Here is a 21,729-nt window from a genome sequence, read left to right on the forward strand (position 1 = left end):
ATAATTGACACTTGACTGACCGGTCAGTTATATTTATTGGTGATGTGACCCACTAGTCATATTCTATAGGATACCCGAGATTGGCGTCAAGAAAACAAACAAAATAGATTCTATAGAACCAGTAACGATTTTTTTTGGGTATGATAGTGAGTATTCCTATATGTAAGACTTCATTTACGCTGATTTCTACTATATACATAATGGTTATCGGGTAAAGGAAAATCGAATTAATAAAAAAAGAGGTGTCAATGTGAAGGGCATAGTCAATTTCGTTTTAAAGAATAAGCTCGCTGTGTGGTTATTAACCATAATTATTACAGTTTCAGGTGTTTACTCAACTACACAGATGAAAACTGAAACAATCCCGGATATCTCTATTCCATTTTTAATGGTAAATGGTGTTTATCCTGGTGCCACACCTGAGCAAGTGATGGAAGAGGTTTCAGTGCCAATTGAACAGGCAGTTGAAGGGCTAGATGATGTCAATGCTGTTTATTCTAATTCAAGTGCGAATGTAGGAAGTATTCAAGTAGAATATAAATATGGCGTTGATATGGATGATAAAAAGGTTGAACTAGAAAGAGCGATTGCTAATCTAAATCTTCCTGAAGATGTGGAAGAGCCGACTGTGACATCTATCAGCATGAATATGATGCCAGTAGTTGCACTTTCAATTAGTAGTACAGAAGAAGATATAGTTGGACTGACTGAATTAGTTGAAGATGTGATCTTGCCTGATATTGAAAAGATTGAAGGAGTAGCATCTGCAACAATGACTGGTCAACATATTGAACAAGTTGAATTTACTTGGGATGAAGAAGAGCTAGCCAAGTTTGAATTGAATCAAGATGATGTAAAAGAACTGATTCAAGCAAGTGATATGGCATTATCTTTAGGGCTATTTGATTTTGAAGAAGCTGAAGAAGCTGTTTCGGTAGATGGGAAAGTAACAACTGTTGATGAGTTGAAAGAAATGATGATCCCAGTAACGCCAACTGCCGACCACCCACAACCGTTTGTTGAGCTAAGTGAACTTGCTCAAATTGAACAAGTAGGTAAAGTAGAGTCTGTTTCTCGTACAAATGGAGAAAATGCGATTGCGATCCAAATTGTAAAAGGACAACAGGATAACACAGTAGATGTAGTTAATCGTGTAAAAGACTATGTTGAAGAAGAAACAGAAAAGTATGATGGCCTTGCCATTGATATTTCTTTAGACCAGGGTGAACCGATTGAAAAGTCTGTTAGCACAATGGTCGAAAAAGCACTTTTTGGTGGTTTAATTGCTGTATTAATTATTCTACTCTTTTTAAGAGACTTTAAGTCAACGATTATATCCATTGTTTCCATTCCGGTGTCGATTTTTATGGCATTTTTAGTCCTTAATTGGTTGGATATTACGTTAAATATTATGACTCTTGGAGCGGTTACAGTAGCAATTGGTCGTGTAATCGATGACTCGATTGTTGTTGTTGAAAATATTTACCGTCGCTTACATTTGAAAGAGGAAAAATTAAATGGTCGTGCTTTAGTAAGGGAAGCGACTATTGAAATGTTTAAGCCGATTCTTTCATCTACATTAGTAACTGTGGCCGTTTTTGCGCCGTTAATTTTCGTAGGTGGAATGGTTGGTGAGCTATTTGTTCCGTTTGCTTTAACGATGACATTTGCATTGGGTGCTTCATTAATTGTTGCGATTACAATTGTCCCAGCCCTATCTCATTTCTTATTCAAGAAAAAACTTTACGGTAAGAAAGAGGAGAGCAATCATAAAGAAGTAGGTAAACTTGCTTTATGGTATAAAGGCATTCTAAGTAAAGCGTTAAACCATAAAATTATAACGTCAGCTATCGCTATTCTTTTATTAGCTGGATCATTAGCATTGACTCCATTAATCGGTTTTAGCTTCCTTGGAAGTGAAGAAGAGAAGGTAATGTATTTAACATATACACCTGAAACCGGCGAAAAGATGGATATAACAGAAGAGAATATTTCTGAAGTAGAAGAAGAGTTATTAAAACGCGATGATATTGATATACTACAATTGTCCATTAATGACCCAGACAATGTAGATCCTGCTGCTATGATGATGGGTGGGGGCGCTAGTGGGGCTCTTATGTATCTAATTTTTGATCCAGATATGAAGAACTTCCCAGAGGTAAGAGAAGAAATTGAAGAATATGTATTTAATATAGAACAATCTGGTGAGTGGAAATCTCAGGACTTTTCTTCAATGGGTGCGAATACTAGTGAAGTAAGCTATACATTGTATAGTGAGAATTTAGATAAACTAAATGATGCCGTGACACAAGTGGAAGATGTCATGCATGATACTGATAACTTAGATGATATTTCATCTACGGCAGAAGACGCTTATGTAGAACATATCTTAAAAGTTGAGCAAGCAGATGTCATGCAGTATGGCTTAACGACAGGTCAAATCGTTATGGCGTTAAACGATAAAGGTAATAGTGAAGTGCTGACAACTGTTCAAAGTGATGGTAATGAAATAGATGTCATTATTCAAACTGAAGCTGCTGAGCCTGCGAAATCAATTGATGAGTTATTAGATACAGAGGTTCCGACTGCGACAGGCCAAGAAATGCCATTATCTGAGCTTGTTAATGTAGAAGAAGGAACAACATTAAATACATTGTCTCGTAGTAAAGGTGAGTACTATGCAACAGTTTCTGCAACAGTAACTTCAGATAATTTATCCAAAGTTACGAGTGAGCTGGATAAAGGTATCGATGATTTAGACTTGGCACAAGGGGTAACTCTTGATGTTGCTGGTGTAACTGCAGATATGAATGAAACGTTTACGCAATTAGGTTTAGCAATGCTTGCCGCTATTGCGATTGTATATTTCATCTTAGTTGTTACATTTGGTGAGGGTGTTGCACCGTTTGCCATTCTGTTCTCACTACCGTTTGCAGTAATTGGCTCATTTGTCGGATTATACATTGCAGGGGAAACAATCTCTGTTACGGTTATGATGGGTCTACTCATGTTAATCGGTATCGTTGTTACGAACGCTATTGTATTGGTTGACCGGATTATTCATATGGAAAGAAACGGTATGACGATGAGAGACGCTATTCTAGAAGCGGGTGCCACTCGTCTTCGTCCGATACTAATGACAGCTATTGCTACAATGGGTGCGCTGGTTCCATTATTATTTGGTTCAGGCGGTGGAGGCTTAATCTCTAAAGGATTAGGTATCACAGTTATCGGGGGTCTTGCAAGTTCGACCTTATTAACTCTAGTTGTTGTTCCTATTGTGTATGAAGTATTATCAAAAATGTTTAAAAAGAATCGAAAAGATGTTCAAGATAATTAATTAAAAAATAACCCAAAGCATTGATGCTTTGGGTTATTTTTTTTGATGAAGTTCATCTAATGAATAAGGTAAGCTTGTAGCAAATATAGTATCATTTGTTCTACGTTTGTCTTAAAGAAGTAGATTAAACACTTTTTTGAATACAGCTGTGTTCATGTTAAAATGAACCAGAGCATGGAAAAGGTGAGTGATAATAATGGAAAAAAAGATAGGGTTTATCGGTTGTGGAAAAATGGCACAAGCGATTATTGGAGGTATATTAAAAAACGGTTTAGTCAGTCATCATGAAATTATTTCAAGTGCAAGAACGAAAGAAACACTACATAAGGTAGAAGCAAAGTATGCGATTCATACAACCCACTCCAATAAAGAAGTGGCAAGAAACGCCGAAGTGATCTTTTTAGCGGTTCCTCCTAAGGATCATAAGGAAGTAATTGATGAAATAAAAGAAGTAGTAAATGAACATAGCATTATCGTAACAATTGCTGCTGGCATTACTCTAAATGATATCGAAGAGTACTTTGAGCGAAATGTAATGGCAGTACGTACAATGCCAAATACACCTTCACTGGTTGGTGAGGGAATGAGTGTGCTAAGTAGCAACCAGTATATTAATGAAGAGAAATTAAGTAAAGTAATACGCATCTTTTCTGCTATCGGGAAAGTGGAAGTAGTTGACGAGTCATTAATGGACGGCATTCCAGCAATTAGCGGTTCTTCTCCTGCATATGTGTTTTTATTTATAGAAGCACTGGCCGATGGAGCAGTAAAGGACGGTATACCAAGAGACACTGCTTATAAGCTAGGTGCTCAGGCAGTATTAGGTGCAGCAAAGATGGTGCTTGAATCTGGTAAACATCCTGGAGTGTTAAAAGATGAGGTTTGTACCCCTGGAGGTGCGACTATTGATGCGGTCAGCAAGTTAGAAGAAACAGGATTTCGTTCATCTGTTCTCACTGCTATGAAAGCTTGCAGCGAGAAGGTAAGAAGCTTATAAGTAATAAGAGTTTTGATTTTAGCTGTAGCATCGTTAGCTTATTTTAAGCGATGCTGCAGCTTTTTGCCTTTCAAAGGGGAATAAAAAAATATGTAAACAGTTGAAAATGTTAAATAAGAGAAGGCCAATAGATAGATTGGTATATATTCATGAAAAAAGCATATACCATAAAGGATAATTAAATCTTGAATTCATACTTGACGTATAGGAATAATCGTATTATCATATGAAATTGTGCAAAAGTAAGATTTTAGGAGGGGTAATGATGGATAATGTATGGTTTATTATTAACTTAGCATTAATGATTGGTTTTATTAGTTTATTATTTATTATGCAACGTAAACATATTTCATTTTCTAAAAGAGTCTTTACGGCATTGGGAATAGGTATATTGTTTGGTTTAGCATTGCAACTGATTTATGGACCAACTTCAGAAGTATTGGCAAGGTCAACAGATTGGTTTCAACTAGTTGGTGGGGGTTATGTTAAATTCTTACAAATGATTGTTATGCCACTCGTGTTTATTTCCATTTTAGGAGCGTTTACAAGATTGAGCCTCTCAAGTAATATTGGTAAAATTAGTGTATTAATTATCGGAATACTACTTGGGACTACAGCTTTGGCTGCAATTGTAGGTATTGGTTCGGCGACTGTCTTTAATTTAGAAGCCATCCAAATTGAAGAGGGAGATGCAGAGATCAGTAGAGGGACACAAATGGAAGAAACATCTCAATCACTAGCAGCTCAAACATTGCCTCAACAAGTTTTAGAGTTACTTCCTGCAAACCCTTTTCTTGACTTAACAGGAGCGAGAGCGACTTCAACGATATCGGTCGTTATATTTGCAGCAATCTTAGGTATTGCCTACTTGGGCGTAAGAAGAAAAACACCTGAGCAAGCAGAGGTATTTGCAAAAATTGTCGATGCCTTTTATAGCATTATTATGCGTGTGGTTACACTAATCCTTAGATTAACTCCTTATGGCGTGCTAGCTATTATGACAAAGACAGTTGCATTAAGTGATTTCTCTGCAATCTATAATTTAGGAAAATTTGTCATTGCTTCATATGTAGCGTTAGCGGTTATGATGCTAATTCATTTGTTATTATTACTATTTGTCGGATTAAGTCCACTACAATACTTAAGAAAAGCTTTTCCAGTGCTTGCGTTTGCCTTTACGTCAAGAACAAGTGCTGGGGCATTACCTTTAAATATTAAGACGCAAAAATCATTAGGGGTGTCAGATGGAATAGCCAATTTCGCTGGCTCATTTGGTCTCTCGATTGGACAAAATGGTTGTGCGGGTATTTATCCGGCTATGTTAGCTGTTATGATTGCACCTACGGTCGGGATTAATCCATTACAACCAAGTTTTCTACTTTCTGTTATCGTTATAGTTGTTATCAGCTCATTTGGCGTTGCGGGAGTAGGTGGAGGAGCTACTTTTGCAGCCATTCTCGTCCTTTCAGCTTTAGATTTACCTATCGCGCTTGCGGGTTTATTGATTTCAATTGAACCGTTAATTGATATGGGAAGAACAGCGGTAAATGTGAGTGGTTCTATGACTTCGGGTATATTAACGAGTAAAATTACGAAAGATATCGACCAAGAAGTTTATAATAACCCACATAATAAAATTGAAGAGGTAGAAGTCTAACTCATTCAATCCTATATTGGTAAAAAAGAAAATCCGAACACTCATCAATCAGATGCTTAAATTGCTTTAGCATTTGGTGAGGTGTTCGGATTTTTTATTTAGCTAATATATGTTTTAATCATTCAACTTTAATGTGGTAAAAAGAGCAATTGAATGAGAAATAATACAGCGAAAATATAAACGAGTGGATGAACTTGTTTACCTTTGCCTTTAAATATTTTTAAGATTGGATGTGTTATAAACCCGAGTGCAATACCTGTAGCAATACTAGAAGTGAGCGGCATCGTCAAAATAATTAAAAAGGCTGGGAAAGCTTCATCAAACTCACCCCATTTAACTTTAACTAAGCTTCCCATCATTAAGCTACCAACAATTATGAGTGCAGGCGAAGTAATGGCAGCAATGCCTGAAACCGCACTGACAAGTGGACTAAAGAATGCAGCAACGATAAAAAGGATACCTACTGTCAAAGAAGTTAGTCCGGTTCGTCCACCGGCGGCAACTCCACTAGAAGATTCAATGAAAGCAGTTGTAGGGCTTGTTCCGAACATAGAACCGACAGATGTGGCTAATGAATCAGATAATAAAGCCTGTCTTGCACGTGGCAATTTATTCCCCTTCATTAAACCAGCTTGTTGGGCAACACCAATCATTGTTCCGGTTGTATCAAATATTGTTACTAATAAAAACGAGAAAACAACCGCATAAAGGCCATGAGTGATGACTTCCCCAATAGCTGAAATGGGGTTGAATACTAAAATGCCTTCTGGAAGCGAAGGTAAAGATGTAAGCCCGTCACTAAACTGTAGTTGCCCAGTAAAGAACGCGATTAAGCCTGTTATAATCATGCCGAAAAACAGTGCTCCAGATACATTTAGTGCGATTAAAATGAGTGTGATGACTAAACCAACTAGCGTTAATATTGCCGAAGTTGCTGTTAAATCCCCTAGAGCAACAAGATTGCTAGGATCACTTGTAATAATGCCGGACATTCGCAGTCCAACAAATGCAATAAATAAACCAATACCAGCTGAAATTCCAGCTTTTAAGTTTTCGGGAATGGCTTCAATTAATTTTTCACGAAAAGCAGTTAAAGATAAAATCACAAAGATTAGTCCGGCTACGAAGACGGCAGCAAAAGCTGTTACATAATCTAAGCCCCCACCAACAACAGAATAGGCGAAATAAGCATTTAATCCCATACCGGGAGCAATAGCAATTGGATAATTGGCAAAAAGGGCCATCCAAAGTGTACCAACAACTGCTGCAATAATCGTTGCAGTAAAGACTTGATCAAATGGGACACCAGCGTCAGAAAGAATGACTGGGTTAACAACAACAATGTATGCCATTGTTAAAAAAGTTGTAAAACCGGCGAGTATTTCTGTTTTTGCTGTAGAATTGTTTTCTTTTAACTTAAACATTAGAATCCTCCAAGCTGTAAATACATGGTCGTGTGTAATAATACGAACGAAAAAAGGTCACATGGACTATAGTATTCGTTTTTATGAAGATTTTCAAGTTCTTTATAGTATTTGTTATATATGTGTTCTTATTAGAAGAAGACAAAAAATCCTTAAAGGATATAAACCCTTAAGGATTTGTTTGCATTATAAGAAAGAACTCAAAATCAAATAAGTTAATCCAGCTATTGTTGCTGAAATCGGCAAAGTAATAACCCAAGTAATTAACATACGTTGTGCTGTTCCCCATTTGACTCCTTTTACTCGATGGGCTGAGCCTACACCGAGGATAGATGAAGAAATAACATGAGTTGTACTAACTGGCATATGTAGTGCGGTTGCACCAAAGATGACCATTGCCCCCGTAATGTCTGCTGCTACTCCGTTAACAGGGCGAATCTTCATGATTTTACCGCCAACTGTTTTAATAATTTTCCAACCACCAACAGATGTACCCAGTCCCATCGCGATTGCACAAGATAATTGGACCCAAAAAGGAATGTCCGTTGAAGTTACATAGTTATTGGAGATTAACGCTAGTGTGATAATCCCCATCGCTTTTTGTGCATCATTTGTACCATGGGTATATGATTGCAATGCAGCGGTGAAAATTTGTATCGTTCTAAAATTTCTATTTGTCTTTGTTAAATTATTATTTCTAAAAACAATTTTAAAAATGCTATAAATAATAAATCCGGCTGCAAAAGCAATCAGTGGTGAAAAAATGAGTGCCTGTATAATACCGATAAATCCACTATAGTTTAATGCAGAAAAGCCAGCTGACGCAATGGCAGCACCTGCGATTGAACCAATTAAAGCATGAGAGGATGAACTTGGTATGCCGAAATACCAAGTCAAAAGGTTCCAGAAAATCGCTGCTATAAGGGCAGATAGAATGACAATTGAGCCGTTTTGTAAGGTGAAAGGATCGACAATATCCTTCGTAATCGTTTTCGCAACACCTGTAAAAGTCATTGCACCTACAAAGTTCATTGTTGCAGCTAGTATAATAGCATGTCTAGGTTTCAAAGCTTTCGTTGACACTGAAGTTGCAATAGCATTCGCTGTATCGTGAAATCCGTTAATAAAGTCAAAGACTAAAGCAAAAATGACGATTAATACTGTGATAATTAAAATTGCATCCATTAGTTATTGCTCCTCACGCGTTTTTCATTATAATTGTTTCGAATGCGTTGGCAACTGTTTGGCAGCTGTCAGCAATTTCCTCTAGGTTTTCGTAAATTTCTTTCTTCTGAATGATGCGAATTGGATCTTTTTCAACAGAAAAAAGATGTTTAATAGATTGGCGTAATACGCCGTCGCATTTTGATTCTAGGTCTTTGATTTTAATTGCATGATCTCGTATTTTTAGCAACTTTTTAGAGGATAATAGCTCAACTGATTTTTCAATTTCTACTGCACTTTGTTGAATAGCTTCTACAAACTTTAACATATATTCATCAGCATTAATGATGGAGTACATTTCAAATAAATCTGCTGTTTGTTCAAAACCATCTAATACGTCATCCATTGCCATTGCAAGATGAAGAATATCTTCTCTTTCAATTGGTGTAATGAAGGCATTGTTTAATTCTTTAATTGTTTCATGAACAAGTGTGTCGCCTTTTGTTTCGTATTCTTTCATTTTTTCTGAGAAAATTTTTAAGTCACTAATGTTATTTAGCTTATAATCGGCGAAATACATAGCTCCTTCTTTTAAGTTGATTGCAATATCACTTAACAATTTATTGAATTTATCTTGTTTTTTAAAAACCATCATTAATACCCCCAGTAATTTTCGGAAAATAAACCCTTCAAACGTTATTATTTTAAACGAAAAATTTTATTGTATAAAGCGTAATTTTCGGGTCTAGAAGAAAAATGTCGAATTATGTTCAAATGTAATCTAATTGTAATGTTTCTTATTATTTAATTAAATACCTTTATATCCCTTGTTATTACTAACTTTCTAAGAGTATGAGTGAGTGGAATCCATACTATTTTTCATGAATTGGTTGTATTCGCCTTTACAAAAAATTAATAAAGTTTTTCTTTACTTTTACATTATTCCTTAACTTAATTAATATCTATTCATATTGGAATGTCTTAAAAGTACTGCGCATTTATTTGATTGTTATGCATTTTTCTGATAATATATATTTCTTCTCACTTACACAACGTCAGATTACTCTCCATCAGCGGCTAATTATTAAAATGGAGGTAAATGATATGACAACGGTACATCAACACCCCGATTACAATGAAGAAAACCAGCGCTTAGAATATACAAAAAGATATATGGAAGCTGTTATTAAAACAGCAGAGACATCGAAGGATAATTTTCAAGACAATATGAAAGCAGCCTTTAAAGACGTCGATTCCAGCTTAGGTTATTCGTCCTTATTAACGAATGCTCGCTTTTTTGATATGTCAAAAGAAGAGCTATCAAGTTTGAAAAAGTCCCGTCTCAAACCTTATTTTGCAAGAATTGATTTTTCCAGAGATGATCAACCGGCGGAAGAAGTTATCTATATTGGGAAAACGTCTTTATACTCAAGAGAAAATCAGGATCAATTAATTGTCGATTGGCGTTCACCAATAGCAAATCTTTATTATGAAGGCAGACTAGGGGATGTTTCGTATGTCTCTAATGGAGAGAATTTTAACGGTGAGCTTTTATTAAAAAGACAATTTATGATGGAGCGAGGCCTCCTAACTGAGATTCGTGATATTGATTTGACAACAAATGATCAATTGTTACAAGAAACCCTAGCTGGAAGTGCAAGTAATCGCCTCACAGAAATCGTATCTACTATACAAGAGGAACAAAATAAAGTTATCAGAGCTGATTTGAATAAACCTATCATCGTTCAAGGCGGTGCGGGAAGTGGTAAAACGACGATTGCTCTACACCGAATTAGTTATTTTATCTTCCAATACAAAGAAAACTTTCAACCTGAGCAATTGATGATTATTGCTCCAAGTAATCTATTCCTTGATTATATTTCCGAAGCGCTACCTGAGCTTGGTGTTGAGAATATTAAGCAAAAAACGTACGAGGATTATGTAATAGGAGCGTTACAAAAGGAAAATATAAAATTGAAAAAAGATGATAAGTTAATTCAATTATTAGAGAAAAATCATCAAAAGGAAACAGTTCATGCGCTTCAAATATCAAAATTGAAGGGGTCTAAAGTTTTTCAAACAATACTGAATGAATATATGAAAGAAATATTTCTAACTTTTCATCCGCCTACTGATTTTTATGTTGATAAGTATCGATTATATAAAAGTGCAAGATTTGTGCAATTATTGGAAGAAGATTTTTATTATTTACCTTTGTATAAGAGAATAAATAAGTTACGTTCGATATTACAAAATGAAATAAAACATAAAAAAAAGAAAATGCTTGAGAAAATTGAAATGTTTTATGATGACAAAATTGAAAGAGCATTATATCAAGCGAAAGATCCCGTGAAGAGAAAAAAATATGTATCACAAGCCCTTGATAAGAAAGAAGCAAGGTTGAATGAAATGAAAACGGCAATAAAGAGATCGGTAGCTACATATATGAAGCAATTTCCTAAAAAGAATATTTGGTCCTATTATAAAGATTTATTTCAAAATCCACAGCAATTAGTAAAACGCTCACATAATCAGTTAACACAAGTAGAAGCAGAAAATATTATACGGTATCAACAAGACTTGTTTAAGAGGCGAATGTATGAAAGAGAAGATTTAGCTTTATTATTGTATTTGCAGGTTCATTTGTTTGGAATTGAAAAAGAGTGGAAAGTAAAAAACATAGTCATCGATGAGGCGCAAGATTATACGTTCATGGAACTTCTTTCTCTTAAGAAAGCAGCTGATACCGATATGTTTACATTAGTGGGAGACTTAGCACAAGGTATTCACTCTTATAGAGGGCTTACATCTTGGGAAGACGTAAAGGCTGAGATTTTCCCTCGAGCCACTTATACAGAATTACAGAAGAGTTACCGGACTACTGTAGAAATTATGGAAGCAGCTAATCATATATTGAAAAAACTGCCGTATACCTTTCCTGAAGTAAAGCCTGTTGTTAGACATGGAGAGCATCCGCAGTTTATCCCATCCCCCGAAGGCAAGCACTATATAAATGTCTTAGAGGCTAAATTACTTAAAGTAAAAGAAGAAGGGTTTAAAACTTTTGCATTAATTGGGAAAACGATGAACGATTGTATGAAGCTTTATCAACAATTTGAAAAAACTGGCGATATGGTGGTTTATTTACTAGGAGAACATGGACAAATTCCTAAAGAATCAGTCGTCATTGTTCCGGCTTATTTAGCAAAAGGTTTAGAGTTTGACGTAGTATTTATCTTTTCGATTGATGAAGTATTTACCTCAAAAGCTCCTTTAGAAATACAGTTGTTATATGTGGCAATGACTCGACCGCTTCATCGTTTATATTTTTATGGAAATAAAAAAACAGACTTTTTACTTGAGGAGGATGAGGGATGGTAAAAATACCTAATGTAAAATTAGCAAATGGGGTCTTGATGCCCCAATTTGGTTTAGGAGTATATAAAGTAGAAGAAGGTAAGGAAGTGGAAAATGTCGTAAGGAATGCGATTCAACTAGGTTATCGCTTAATCGATACTGCCAGCTTCTATGATAATGAAGAAGGTGTAGGCAGAGCAATAGAACAAAGTGGCATACATAGAGAAGAGCTGTTTATTACGACAAAGGTTTGGAATGATGATCATGGATATGAGCAGACGATTGCAGCCTTTAAGAAAAGTTTGAAAAAATTACATTTATCTTATATTGATTTATATTTAATTCATTGGCCCATGCCAAAAAAGTATAAAGATACGTGGCGAGCACTTGAGTATTTGTATGAAGAAGGGTTAGTAAAGGCAATAGGCGTTAGTAATTTTCACGAACATCACTTAGAAGAAATAAAAAAAGACGCAAATATAATGCCAATGGTAAATCAGGTTGAATTGCACCCGCAATTATCACAACAACCACTTCGTGAGTATTGCTGGAGTAATAACATTCAAGTGGAGGCGTGGGCGCCAATTGCAAGAGGTGAACTGTCTAAGGAGCCACAATTTGTTACCTTAAGTGAAAAATATAATAAAACAGTCTCGCAAATTATTCTGCGTTGGCATATACAAAATCAAGTAATTGTTATACCTAAAACAACGAAATTAAAGAGGCTAGAGGAAAATCAAGCTATATTTGATTTTGCTCTGTCTGACGAGGATATGAGTGTTATTGACGAATATAATAAAAATAAACGGATGGGTAAAAATCCTGACGATTTGTAATTGATATTTCCATATTAGGAAAAAAGTGAATGAATGATTTATTAAATGCTTTCACAACCTAAGTGTACATCTAATGAAGATGAAATAGATGTAATGAAGGAGTGAAGAGCATTGTTTAGCTTTTTATGGTCATTAATTATAGGTGGACTTATCGGTTGGGTAGCGAGTTTAATCGCAGGTAGAGATATCCCAGGAGGAGTTATAGGCAATATTATTGCTGGCTTCATCGGAGCTTGGTTAGGGACTCTTATTTTAGGAGACTGGGGACCAGTAATCGCAGATTTTGCTATAATTCCAGCGATCATTGGTGCGATTGTGCTTGCCTTTATCGTAAGTTTCATCATGAGGTCCATGAGGAAATCGACAGATTAAAATAAGTAAAACGAACAATTTGAACTGTACTCCAATTGTTAGAAATGAGCTAACAATTGGAGGTGCAGTTTTTTTATGGCTAAATTTAAGGAGCACTTCACTTCGAATTTGCTCGTTGTTTTGTGTTTTTATTATCGATTGTAAATAGATAAATAAAAGAGCTGATAGTAGACTTTGTACTTTGTTTCCTTTATGGACATAATGAGCGGAAGTCTGCTGGTGCTGGACAAGTGATCTCCTGTTTTTCTTTTGTGAAGGGGTGCTGCCATTCAAGTTTATAAGCATGTAATGCTTGTCTAGTTAGCAGGTTCTTTCCTCCATATAAATGATCACCAACGAGTGGATGTCCGATATGACTTAAATGGACACGAATTTGATGGGTTCTGCCTGTATCGAGTTGACAAGTAATGAGTGAAATATTGTTTTTGCTATCATAAGCTTGGACGTCATAGGTCGTTTTGGCATATTGCCCTGTAGTTGAGACTCTCCGCTTATTGGAATGATGGCGATCCTTTCCGATAGGGAGTTCAATACTATCATGTTTACTTTTTAGTTGGCCATGGACGAGAGCCATATACGTGCGCTTGATAGATCTTTGTGCAAGTTCTGTATCAAGGATAGCACCTGCTAAAGAATGTTTAGCAAACAGTATCACTCCAGATGTCTCCTTATCTAATCGGTGAATATGTCGAATGTAAGTAGATTCACCCTGAAGTTGCATATAATATTTGGCTGCATCTAAAAGGGTATTTTTTTGAACTAAGGTGTGTGGGTGTGTTTCCATCCCAGCAGGTTTGTTAAAAATGATTAAATGATCATCCTCGTACCTAACATCTACATCTGTATAGAAACCATCATTCTCAAGCGTTTCTACCTGAGGGTCCGTTAAAAGTTTGAATTGTAACCGATCTCCTTGGATTAGTGGCTTTTCCCATACAATAGGGTTGTTATTCTTTTTTACGCATCCCTCCATGCGCATTTGATGGGTCAGCTTTTTAGGGGCGCCCCAAATCTCTCTAAACAATTGCGTTGCAGATTGTCCAGCCCATTTTTTTGGAATGGTTAATTCAAACCATTCTCCTTTTTTACTTACTGTTACCATTATTTACTTCCTTCCTTTTAAGCATTTCATATAGTGTTTATTCATATAGATGAAAGTGTATTTAACAAGGATTATTTAAGTTCTCTTTTAGAAAACGATATTTGCATCAATAGTATATAAAATCATGGTGATAATTACCACCGAGAGGCAAAAGTAGTTTATGCTATTCTATTGGTAATCATGAAGTATTAGTGAACAAAGGTGGGTTACTTGTGAAAGTAGTTTTTGCGGCAACAACAGAACAAGAGGAGCAAATTGAAGCATTGGTCGATAAAATGTTTCATCATGTTTTACCTCATTATTTTTCAGAAAAAGAATTACAGGCATTTGGTGACATGAATATTTTAAAGCCGACAGAGAAGTGTATGGAAACTTTAGGAGATGCTTACTCGGTATTGGCTAGTTTACAAACTTTAATGCACCTTCTTGAAGATGCAGGGTTGAAGAAAGAACATTGTGAGTTATTTAAAAGAAATACTGAGATTTTAAATCGTTTTGATATCTCTTTTCCATTTTCCTTTCATCATTTCCTTCCTGAACAAACGAAAGAGCCAATAAATATAGACCAAGCATACTTACAGTAAGAATCATTAAAGGGAAATACAAAAAAACGACCAAATGTTCAAAAATAAATTTGGTCGTTTTTTAATTTTAATCCGTTTTTATTCTGTTACGTTTTCCTCAAACCAATCTTGAAATACAGCTTCCTCTTGGTATCCTGTAATACGAGCTACTTCTTTTCCATCTTCATAATGCACGATAGTTGGTGTTTCTGAAATACCAAAGTCATTCCAACCTTGATCGAATTCTAGTAAGTTGTATTGTAATAAGTCAACGCCTAAGTCATCAGATAAAGGAGCAACAATTGGAGTTGTTCTTTGGCAGTGAGGGCATGTCGGACTAAAAAAGTATACTGTAGCTTCGCCGCTTTCACTTAATTGACTTTCTAAATCCTCCGGTAACACAATATTGCTATAATTAGGATCATCTAACTGATCAATCGTTTCTTGCTCTAAATCAGTTGTTCCGTAAGGGTTGTCCCCTGAAACTTTTTGATCGTTCTGCATTTTTGTTAACAGTGCAACTCCACCAAAAAGAATAATAATGACTGCTAAGAATATGATAATTTTTTTCATTCGGTCTTCTCCCCCTTTGTTTTTTTCCATATCATGACACTACAAATAAAAATAATAATAAATGCAACCAATGCTAGAAATGGAATAGTGATAAAGCCCAACCAGTTAATATACTGTCCCGTACAAGGAACTCTGCCACATGCTGGCGCGCTTTCAGTTAAAAAAGAAAACTTTTGAATACCGTAATGGTAAATAGAGATGAATCCTCCAATTCCAGATAAAATCATCGTATAAAAGCTGATTCGAAAGTCTTTTTTAACTACTGCTATGCCTAAAATGACAATTAGAGGATACATAAGAATTCTTTGGTACCAGCATAATTCACATGGCTCATACTGTCTAATTTCCGAAAAATATAAACTGCCGAAAACAGCAATGACTGAGGCAGCCCATGCTGTAAACAGTATACTTTCCCTAGCATCCTTCTTTTCTGTTGGTTTCATAACGTTCTCCCTTTTTTCATATTTATAGGCGAAATGAAAAATATGTATACTAACGTATTTTAACAAATTATACGTCTCTTTAACGTAAAAATAAACGATGCTTGAGAAAATTCTATAAAAAGTCATAAAATCAACACAAATCAAGCATAGTTATGTGTTGACAAATGAATCTATAGGGAGACCATTTGCCTAAGATTAGAAAAGGGAAAATAGGGGTATAAGAGTAACAAACGTTTGTTTCAATGAAAATAAGGGGAGTATTTATGAGAAAATTAGATTTAAGCAAATTTGAGAAAAAAATGATTATTAGAAATATGAAAGAAGAAGATATCGACAAAATTATTTCGCTACAAGAGGTATGTTTTCCAGGAATGGATCCATGGAAAAGAGATCACCTTGAAAGCCATTTAAATATATTTTCGGAAGGACAATTTGTAGCAGAGTATGATGGTGAAATCATTGGTTCTTGTTCCAGTTTAATTATTAATTTTGATGAATATGATGATCGCCATACATGGGCTGATGTCACTGATGACGGTTATATAACTAACCATAACGATGATGGCTACAATCTGTATGGTATTGAAGTAATGGTTCATCCTGAGTATCGTAGAATGAAGATTGGTCACCGTCTTTACGAGCAAAGAAAGGAGCTAGCTCGGGAGTTAAATCTAAAGAGTATTATTATTGGAGGGCGAATCCCTAATTATCATAAGCATGCAAAAGAGATGAGTCCGAGAGAATATGTTAATGAAGTATCACTTCATAAAATATATGACCCTGTATTATCCTTTCAATTATTAAATGGTTTTACACTGATGAGGATAAACCCTAATTACTTGCCAGATGATAGGCAATCCAATAAATACGCAACATTAATGGAATGGAATAATGTTGATTATAAATCGACAACGAAAAGATTTTATAAAACAAGTTATCCAGTTAGAATTTGTGTCGTACAATATATGATGCGCCAAATTCAATCGTTTGAAGACTTCGCTAGTCAAGTCGAGTATTTCACAGATGTTGCGTCAGATGCAGAAGCGGACTTCGCAGTTTTTCCAGAGATATTTACGACGCAATTAATGTCATTTCTGGACGAGAAAGTACCGAGTCTTGCCATAAGGAAGCTTACTGAGTATACGGAAGAGTATATTCAATTATTCACTGATTTAGCTGTTAGGTATAACATAAATATTATAGGTGGATCTCATTTTGTAAAAGAGGATGAGGATAAAATTTATAATATAGCCTATTTATTTAGACGTGATGGTACGATTGAAAAGCAATATAAACTCCATATTACTCCTAATGAAAGAAAATGGTGGGGGATATCCCCAGGTGACGCTGTCCGCGTTTTTGATACTGATTGTGGAAAAATTGCGATTCAAATTTGTTATGATATTGAATTCCCTGAATTAGCTCGAATTGCGACTGATTTGGGAGCAAAAATTATATTCGTTCCTTTTTGTACCGAGGACAGAGAAGGTTATTTACGTGTTCGATACTGTGCACAAGCTCGGGCAATTGAAAATCAAATTTATACAGCAATATCAGGTACAGTAGGGAATTTACCACAAACAGAAAATATGGATATACAATATGCACAATCAGCGATTTTTTCACCTTCAGATTTCGAGTTTGCTAAGGATGGAATTGTCGGGGAGACGAATGCAAATATTGAAATGGTGCAAATTGGTGATGTAGACTTAGAGGTATTAAGAAGGAAAAGACAGGACGGTACAGTAAGACATTTGAAAGATAGAAGGCATGATATTTATCAAATTCAATATCGTAATCATAAATAAATTCTATAGATAGCTATCCTTGCACGAACAAATTTATTTGTTCGTGTTCTTTTTGGAAAATTATGAATGTGGACTCTTAGGGATATATCCTTTAAAGAAATTGAAACAGAAACTGCAGTAATTTATTGAAAATTTTATAAAAATCCACTATTTTTAATAAGAGAGAATAGCTTAAAAAATGGATTATTTTAGTCGATAATGGAAAGAGGCATTTAACTAGGGGGGAAAACGATGGATTGGAAAAGCAATGTAGATAGATGGAATACATATTCGCAATTGACTTCTGAAATGAAAGAAGAATTAATTCAATTAAATGACAATGAAAACCATTTGGAAGATGCATTTTATAAAGACCTCGAGTTCGGAACAGGTGGGATGAGAGGAGAGATCGGTGTAGGCACAAATAGAATGAATATTTATACCGTTAGAAAAGCATCTTACGGTATAGCCAAATACATAATTGAAAAAGGGCAGGAAGCAAAAGCAAGAGGTGTGGTGATTGCCTATGATTCAAGACATATGTCACCAGAATTTGCTTTAGAAGCGGCAAAAACGCTTGCTTCAAATGATATTCAAACATATATCTTCGATGAGTTAAAACCCACACCTGAGCTTTCGTTTGCTGTAAGGTATTTGCATGCATATGCTGGTATTGTCATTACGGCTAGTCATAATCCAAAAGAATACAATGGTTTCAAAGTATACGGGCCGGATGGAGCACAATTGATACCAGAAGATGCCGATACAGTTATAGCAAAAGTAAATCAAATTGAAAACGAGTTACTTATTGAAGTAGAAGAAGAAGCACTGTTAAGAGAGAGAGAACTGATTGTTACAATCGGCGCATCTATTGATCGTGCTTATGTTCAAAAGTTACAGACAATTTCAGAAGACCGTTCTATAGGAGAAAAAACGGATCTTTCTATCGTATTTTCTCCATTACATGGTACTGGCAATAAACCGGTTAGAGAAGGGCTTGCAAGCTTGAATTATAAGCATGTTCATATTGTAGAGGAACAAGAAAAACCTGATGGTGATTTTCCTACAGTAGATAGCCCTAATCCTGAAGAAAGGTCTGCATTTACGTTGGCTATAAAAAAAGGGAAAGAGGTAAATGCTGATTTACTTATTGCTACTGACCCCGATGCGGACAGATTAGGAATAGCAGTTAAAAATGATAAAAATGAGTATGAGCTTCTGACAGGCAATCAGACAGGTGCTCTAATTCTTTACTACATGCTAGCACAAAAGAAGGATAAAGATAGCATTCCGTCAAATGGAATTGTATTGAAAACAATTGTAACTTCAGAGCTAGGAAGAGAAATTGCAGCTTCGTTTGGTTTAACTACAAAAGATGTACTTACAGGCTTTAAATTTATTGCTGAGAAAATAAAAGAATATGAAACAACAGGTGAGTATAAATTCCTTTTTGGTTATGAAGAAAGCTATGGTTATTTGATTGGTGATTTTGCAAGAGATAAGGATGCTGTTCAAGCAGCACTATTAATTGCTGAAGCAGCTGCTTTTTATAAAGAAAAGGGCCAAACCCTTTATGATGTATTAATGATGATTTATGAAAAGTATGGTTATTTCCGTGAAGGATTAAAGTCGATAACTTTAAAAGGCAAAGCAGGTACAGAAACAATTGCAAACATACTCTCTACGTTTAGAAATGCATCTTCAATTGATATAGAAGGTCTTAGTCATATCGCGACAGAAGATTATTTAACAAGTATTCGTACAGAAAGTGATCATCGTTCGGATATTCATCTTCCGAAATCTAATGTATTAAAGTACTTCTTCGCTGATGGTACATGGATTTGTTTACGCCCATCAGGAACGGAACCAAAGATTAAGTTTTACTTCGGTGTTAAAAGCGAATCATTAAGCTTGAGTCAAGAAAAGCTTGACCATGTTCAAGTGGAACTAATGAAGAAAGTGGATCAATTGATACAAGAGGAATTGAAAAACTAAAAAAATTCGAACATCATTCAAATCTTAAAGGATGAGAATATGTTCGATTTTTTTATTCAAGTAATGGCCTTGTTAATCCCTCATGAACCCTAGGGTAAATAAAAGTAAAGTTCATTAAAGAGATCATTGTAGTAAAGGTTTGTTTTAGCAGTAGCTTATTTAAAGCCAAACAAAGTGGATTCGCGTTTTGAGGATAATTGCTGAGGATTCACCAATTTTAGTTAAAAGTAGTAGCAAATAAGCTTCATATATACGACCTTAGGCTGAGATATTTTCATCGATGCGAATGAAGATCATTACATAAATACTCGTTATAATAGTCATAAAGAGAGGGTTAAAGAGAATGGCGGATCAACAAATTCGTGAAGCAGTCATACTTAAGGAAATAGCGGAATTACTTAATGAAGGAAGCGAAATGAAAGAAACATTGTCTGCTGTATTAGAAAGATTGCTACAAGTCACTCAATTACAAACAGGCTGGCTTTTTTTAATCAAGAACCATGAACCAACACTAATCGCACATCATCAATTGCCCCAAGCATTAACAACAAATCAGTTAGCTCCGATGTGTTCGAAAGAATGCTGGTGTGTAAATCGTTACAATAACGGTGAATTAAACCGTGCGAGTAATATTATCAATTGTAAAAGAATTGAAGAGGCAAAAAAGAATGGATATGCTGACATTGAAGGTTTAACCCATCATGCAACAGTTCCCCTTCGCTTTGGTGAAGAAATGTTCGGCATTTTAAATGTAGGAGCTCCGAATAAAATTCATTTCACAGAAAAGGAACTTTCTTTATTAGAATCTGTTGCTTTTCAAATAGGATCGACATTAAAAAGAATGGCATTAACTGAGAGGGAACGAGAAATGGCACTTATTGAGGAAAGAAATCGCCTTGCACAGGAATTGCATGACTCTGTCAATCAATTGTTATTTTCGGTTAGTTTAACGGCTCGAGGAGGAAGAGAGATAACAAAATCTAAAACTGTTCAAGAAACATTTACTTATATACAAGAGCTTTCCCAACAAGCACTTCATGAAATGCGTGATCTGATCTGGCAGTTACAACCAAAAAGTCTAGAAAACGGGTTGCTTACATCATTAAAAGAATACAGTGAAATGCTTGGGCTTCAGTTACATTGTCATGTTAATACATTAACAAATATTTCTCCACAAACAGAAGAAACTTTATGGAGGATAGCTCAAGAGGCAATGATGAATTGTAAGAAGCATTCTGGTCAGGATAAGATTGATATTGCAATTGATTTCAACCAGGATAAACAGATAATACAGATGAGTATAACTGATCAGGGTGTAGGATTTAATTACAGTCCATCTGTATTCTTACCTTCCCATGGATTGCGAAATATGCGTCAACGAGCTGAACGGCGGAATGGTACAATGGAAATAACTACTAGTGAAGGGGAGGGGACGAAGATCATTATACGCCTGTTCAATTGAGAGGAGGGTCTAACGGGTGAATGTATTAATTATTGACGATCATCATGTTGTAAGAAAAGGGCTTATCTTTTTTTTGAAAACACAAAAGGATATCCATATTGTTGGTGAAGGAAGTACTGGAGAGGAAGCAATAAAATTAACAGAACAATGTATGCCTGATCTTATTTTAATGGATCTTGATATGCCTGACATGAATGGAATCGAAGCAACTAAAGCAATTAGAAAGAAATTTCCTCAAGTAAAAATACTCATACTGACAAGTTATTCAGATCAAAGCCATTGTATCCCTGCAATAGCAGCCGGCGCATCAGGTTATCAACTTAAGGATGTTGAACCAGATGAGCTCGTAAAAACGATGAATGAAATAATGGACGGGGAAAATTATATCCACCCTAAAGCGACCACTCATTTAATGTCAAAATTCTCACATGAAAATGAGGACATACATTTATGGCATGAACTTACAAAAAGAGAAAAAGAAGTATTATCCGAAATGGGTAAAGGTAAATCCAATAAAGAAATAGCGACCGATTTATTTATAACAGAGAAAACGGTAAAAACACATGTGTCTCATATATTATCAAAGTTAGACGTCGATGACCGCACGCAAGCGGCCATTTTTGCAGTGAAAAATAACTTTGTCAAATAAAAGAAGAG

The 21,729-nt window shown here is 35.5% G+C and carries 17 protein-coding genes; 11 read left to right on the forward strand and 6 right to left on the reverse strand.

What is annotated here, in order from left to right; translation table 11 throughout:
• Nucleotides 1-250 precede the first annotated feature (250 nt).
• The 3 genes from MKX67_RS07410 (at nt 251) to MKX67_RS07420 (ending at nt 5,994) form a co-directional block, all read left to right on the forward strand.
• Nucleotides 251-3,340 carry an efflux RND transporter permease subunit gene (locus MKX67_RS07410; RefSeq protein WP_307318288.1) on the forward strand — a complete coding sequence of 1,030 codons (3,090 nt, stop codon included), beginning with the start codon at nt 251-253 and terminating at the stop codon, nt 3,338-3,340.
• Nucleotides 3,341-3,536: 196 nt separating this feature from the next.
• Nucleotides 3,537-4,337 (forward strand): pyrroline-5-carboxylate reductase, encoded by an 801-nt coding sequence (gene proC, locus MKX67_RS07415; RefSeq protein WP_095369967.1) that lies wholly within the window; start codon nt 3,537-3,539, stop codon nt 4,335-4,337.
• Between the two features lie 265 nt (nt 4,338-4,602).
• Nucleotides 4,603-5,994, forward strand: a complete 1,392-nt coding sequence (locus MKX67_RS07420; RefSeq protein WP_342489085.1) for an L-cystine transporter — start codon at nt 4,603-4,605, stop codon at nt 5,992-5,994.
• Between the two features lie 128 nt (nt 5,995-6,122).
• Here the strand turns inward: MKX67_RS07420 and MKX67_RS07425 are convergent, their stop codons facing one another.
• The 3 genes from MKX67_RS07425 to MKX67_RS07435 form a co-directional block, all read right to left on the reverse strand.
• Complete coding sequence (locus MKX67_RS07425) at nt 6,123-7,418, reverse strand: NCS2 family permease (RefSeq protein WP_342489087.1); 1,296 nt, start codon at nt 7,416-7,418, stop codon at nt 6,123-6,125.
• A gap of 186 nt (nt 7,419-7,604) precedes the next feature.
• On the reverse strand, nt 7,605-8,603 hold the full coding sequence (locus MKX67_RS07430; RefSeq protein WP_095369964.1) for an inorganic phosphate transporter: 999 nt from the start codon (nt 8,601-8,603) through the stop codon (nt 7,605-7,607).
• A gap of 13 nt (nt 8,604-8,616) precedes the next feature.
• Nucleotides 8,617-9,234, reverse strand: coding sequence for a DUF47 domain-containing protein (locus MKX67_RS07435; RefSeq protein ID WP_095369963.1), 618 nt, complete (start codon nt 9,232-9,234; stop codon nt 8,617-8,619).
• Nucleotides 9,235-9,686: 452 nt separating this feature from the next.
• Between MKX67_RS07435 and MKX67_RS07440 the strand changes: the two genes are divergently transcribed.
• From MKX67_RS07440 to MKX67_RS07450, 3 genes are all read left to right on the forward strand, one after another.
• Nucleotides 9,687-11,963, forward strand: a complete 2,277-nt coding sequence (locus tag MKX67_RS07440) for a UvrD-helicase domain-containing protein (protein ID WP_341091885.1) — start codon at nt 9,687-9,689, stop codon at nt 11,961-11,963.
• Nucleotides 11,957-12,775 (forward strand): aldo/keto reductase, encoded by an 819-nt coding sequence (locus tag MKX67_RS07445; RefSeq protein WP_095369961.1) that lies wholly within the window; start codon nt 11,957-11,959, stop codon nt 12,773-12,775. The genes MKX67_RS07440 and MKX67_RS07445 overlap by 7 nt, the downstream gene beginning before the upstream one ends.
• A gap of 111 nt (nt 12,776-12,886) precedes the next feature.
• Complete coding sequence (locus MKX67_RS07450) at nt 12,887-13,147, forward strand: GlsB/YeaQ/YmgE family stress response membrane protein (RefSeq protein ID WP_224939070.1); 261 nt, start codon at nt 12,887-12,889, stop codon at nt 13,145-13,147.
• A gap of 190 nt (nt 13,148-13,337) precedes the next feature.
• Here the strand turns inward: MKX67_RS07450 and MKX67_RS07455 are convergent, their stop codons facing one another.
• Complete coding sequence (locus MKX67_RS07455; protein ID WP_342489089.1) at nt 13,338-14,249, reverse strand: RluA family pseudouridine synthase; 912 nt, start codon at nt 14,247-14,249, stop codon at nt 13,338-13,340.
• A gap of 212 nt (nt 14,250-14,461) precedes the next feature.
• On the opposite strand from MKX67_RS07455, the gene MKX67_RS07460 reads away from it, so the two are divergent.
• Nucleotides 14,462-14,833, forward strand: a complete 372-nt coding sequence (locus MKX67_RS07460) for a DUF5365 family protein (RefSeq protein WP_095369958.1) — start codon at nt 14,462-14,464, stop codon at nt 14,831-14,833.
• A 78-nt stretch (nt 14,834-14,911) separates the two neighbouring features.
• Here MKX67_RS07460 and MKX67_RS07465 read toward each other — a convergent pair whose 3' ends face one another.
• Nucleotides 14,912-15,385 carry a thioredoxin family protein gene (locus tag MKX67_RS07465; protein WP_095369957.1) on the reverse strand — a complete coding sequence of 158 codons (474 nt, stop codon included), beginning with the start codon at nt 15,383-15,385 and terminating at the stop codon, nt 14,912-14,914.
• Nucleotides 15,382-15,828 (reverse strand): disulfide oxidoreductase, encoded by a 447-nt coding sequence (locus MKX67_RS07470; RefSeq protein WP_342489090.1) that lies wholly within the window; start codon nt 15,826-15,828, stop codon nt 15,382-15,384. Before MKX67_RS07470 ends, MKX67_RS07465 begins: the two co-directional genes overlap by 4 nt.
• 263 nt (nt 15,829-16,091) lie before the next feature.
• On the opposite strand from MKX67_RS07470, the gene MKX67_RS07475 reads away from it, so the two are divergent.
• The 4 genes from MKX67_RS07475 to MKX67_RS07490 all read left to right on the forward strand — a co-directional run bounded on the left by MKX67_RS07475 (nt 16,092) and on the right by MKX67_RS07490 (nt 21,721).
• Complete coding sequence (locus tag MKX67_RS07475; RefSeq protein WP_342489091.1) at nt 16,092-17,636, forward strand: bifunctional GNAT family N-acetyltransferase/carbon-nitrogen hydrolase family protein; 1,545 nt, start codon at nt 16,092-16,094, stop codon at nt 17,634-17,636.
• 231 nt (nt 17,637-17,867) lie between these two features.
• On the forward strand, nt 17,868-19,610 hold the full coding sequence (locus tag MKX67_RS07480; RefSeq protein WP_342489092.1) for a phospho-sugar mutase: 1,743 nt from the start codon (nt 17,868-17,870) through the stop codon (nt 19,608-19,610).
• Nucleotides 19,611-19,953: 343 nt separating this feature from the next.
• Nucleotides 19,954-21,072 (forward strand): GAF domain-containing sensor histidine kinase, encoded by a 1,119-nt coding sequence (locus tag MKX67_RS07485; protein WP_341054995.1) that lies wholly within the window; start codon nt 19,954-19,956, stop codon nt 21,070-21,072.
• A 16-nt stretch (nt 21,073-21,088) separates the two neighbouring features.
• Nucleotides 21,089-21,721 carry a response regulator transcription factor gene (locus MKX67_RS07490; RefSeq protein WP_095369952.1) on the forward strand — a complete coding sequence of 211 codons (633 nt, stop codon included), beginning with the start codon at nt 21,089-21,091 and terminating at the stop codon, nt 21,719-21,721.
• Nucleotides 21,722-21,729 lie beyond the last annotated feature (8 nt).

Origin of the sequence: Cytobacillus sp. FSL W7-1323 (genome assembly GCF_038595015.1) — a bacterium.
GTDB lineage: Bacteria > Bacillota > Bacilli > Bacillales > Cytobacillaceae > Cytobacillus > Cytobacillus kochii.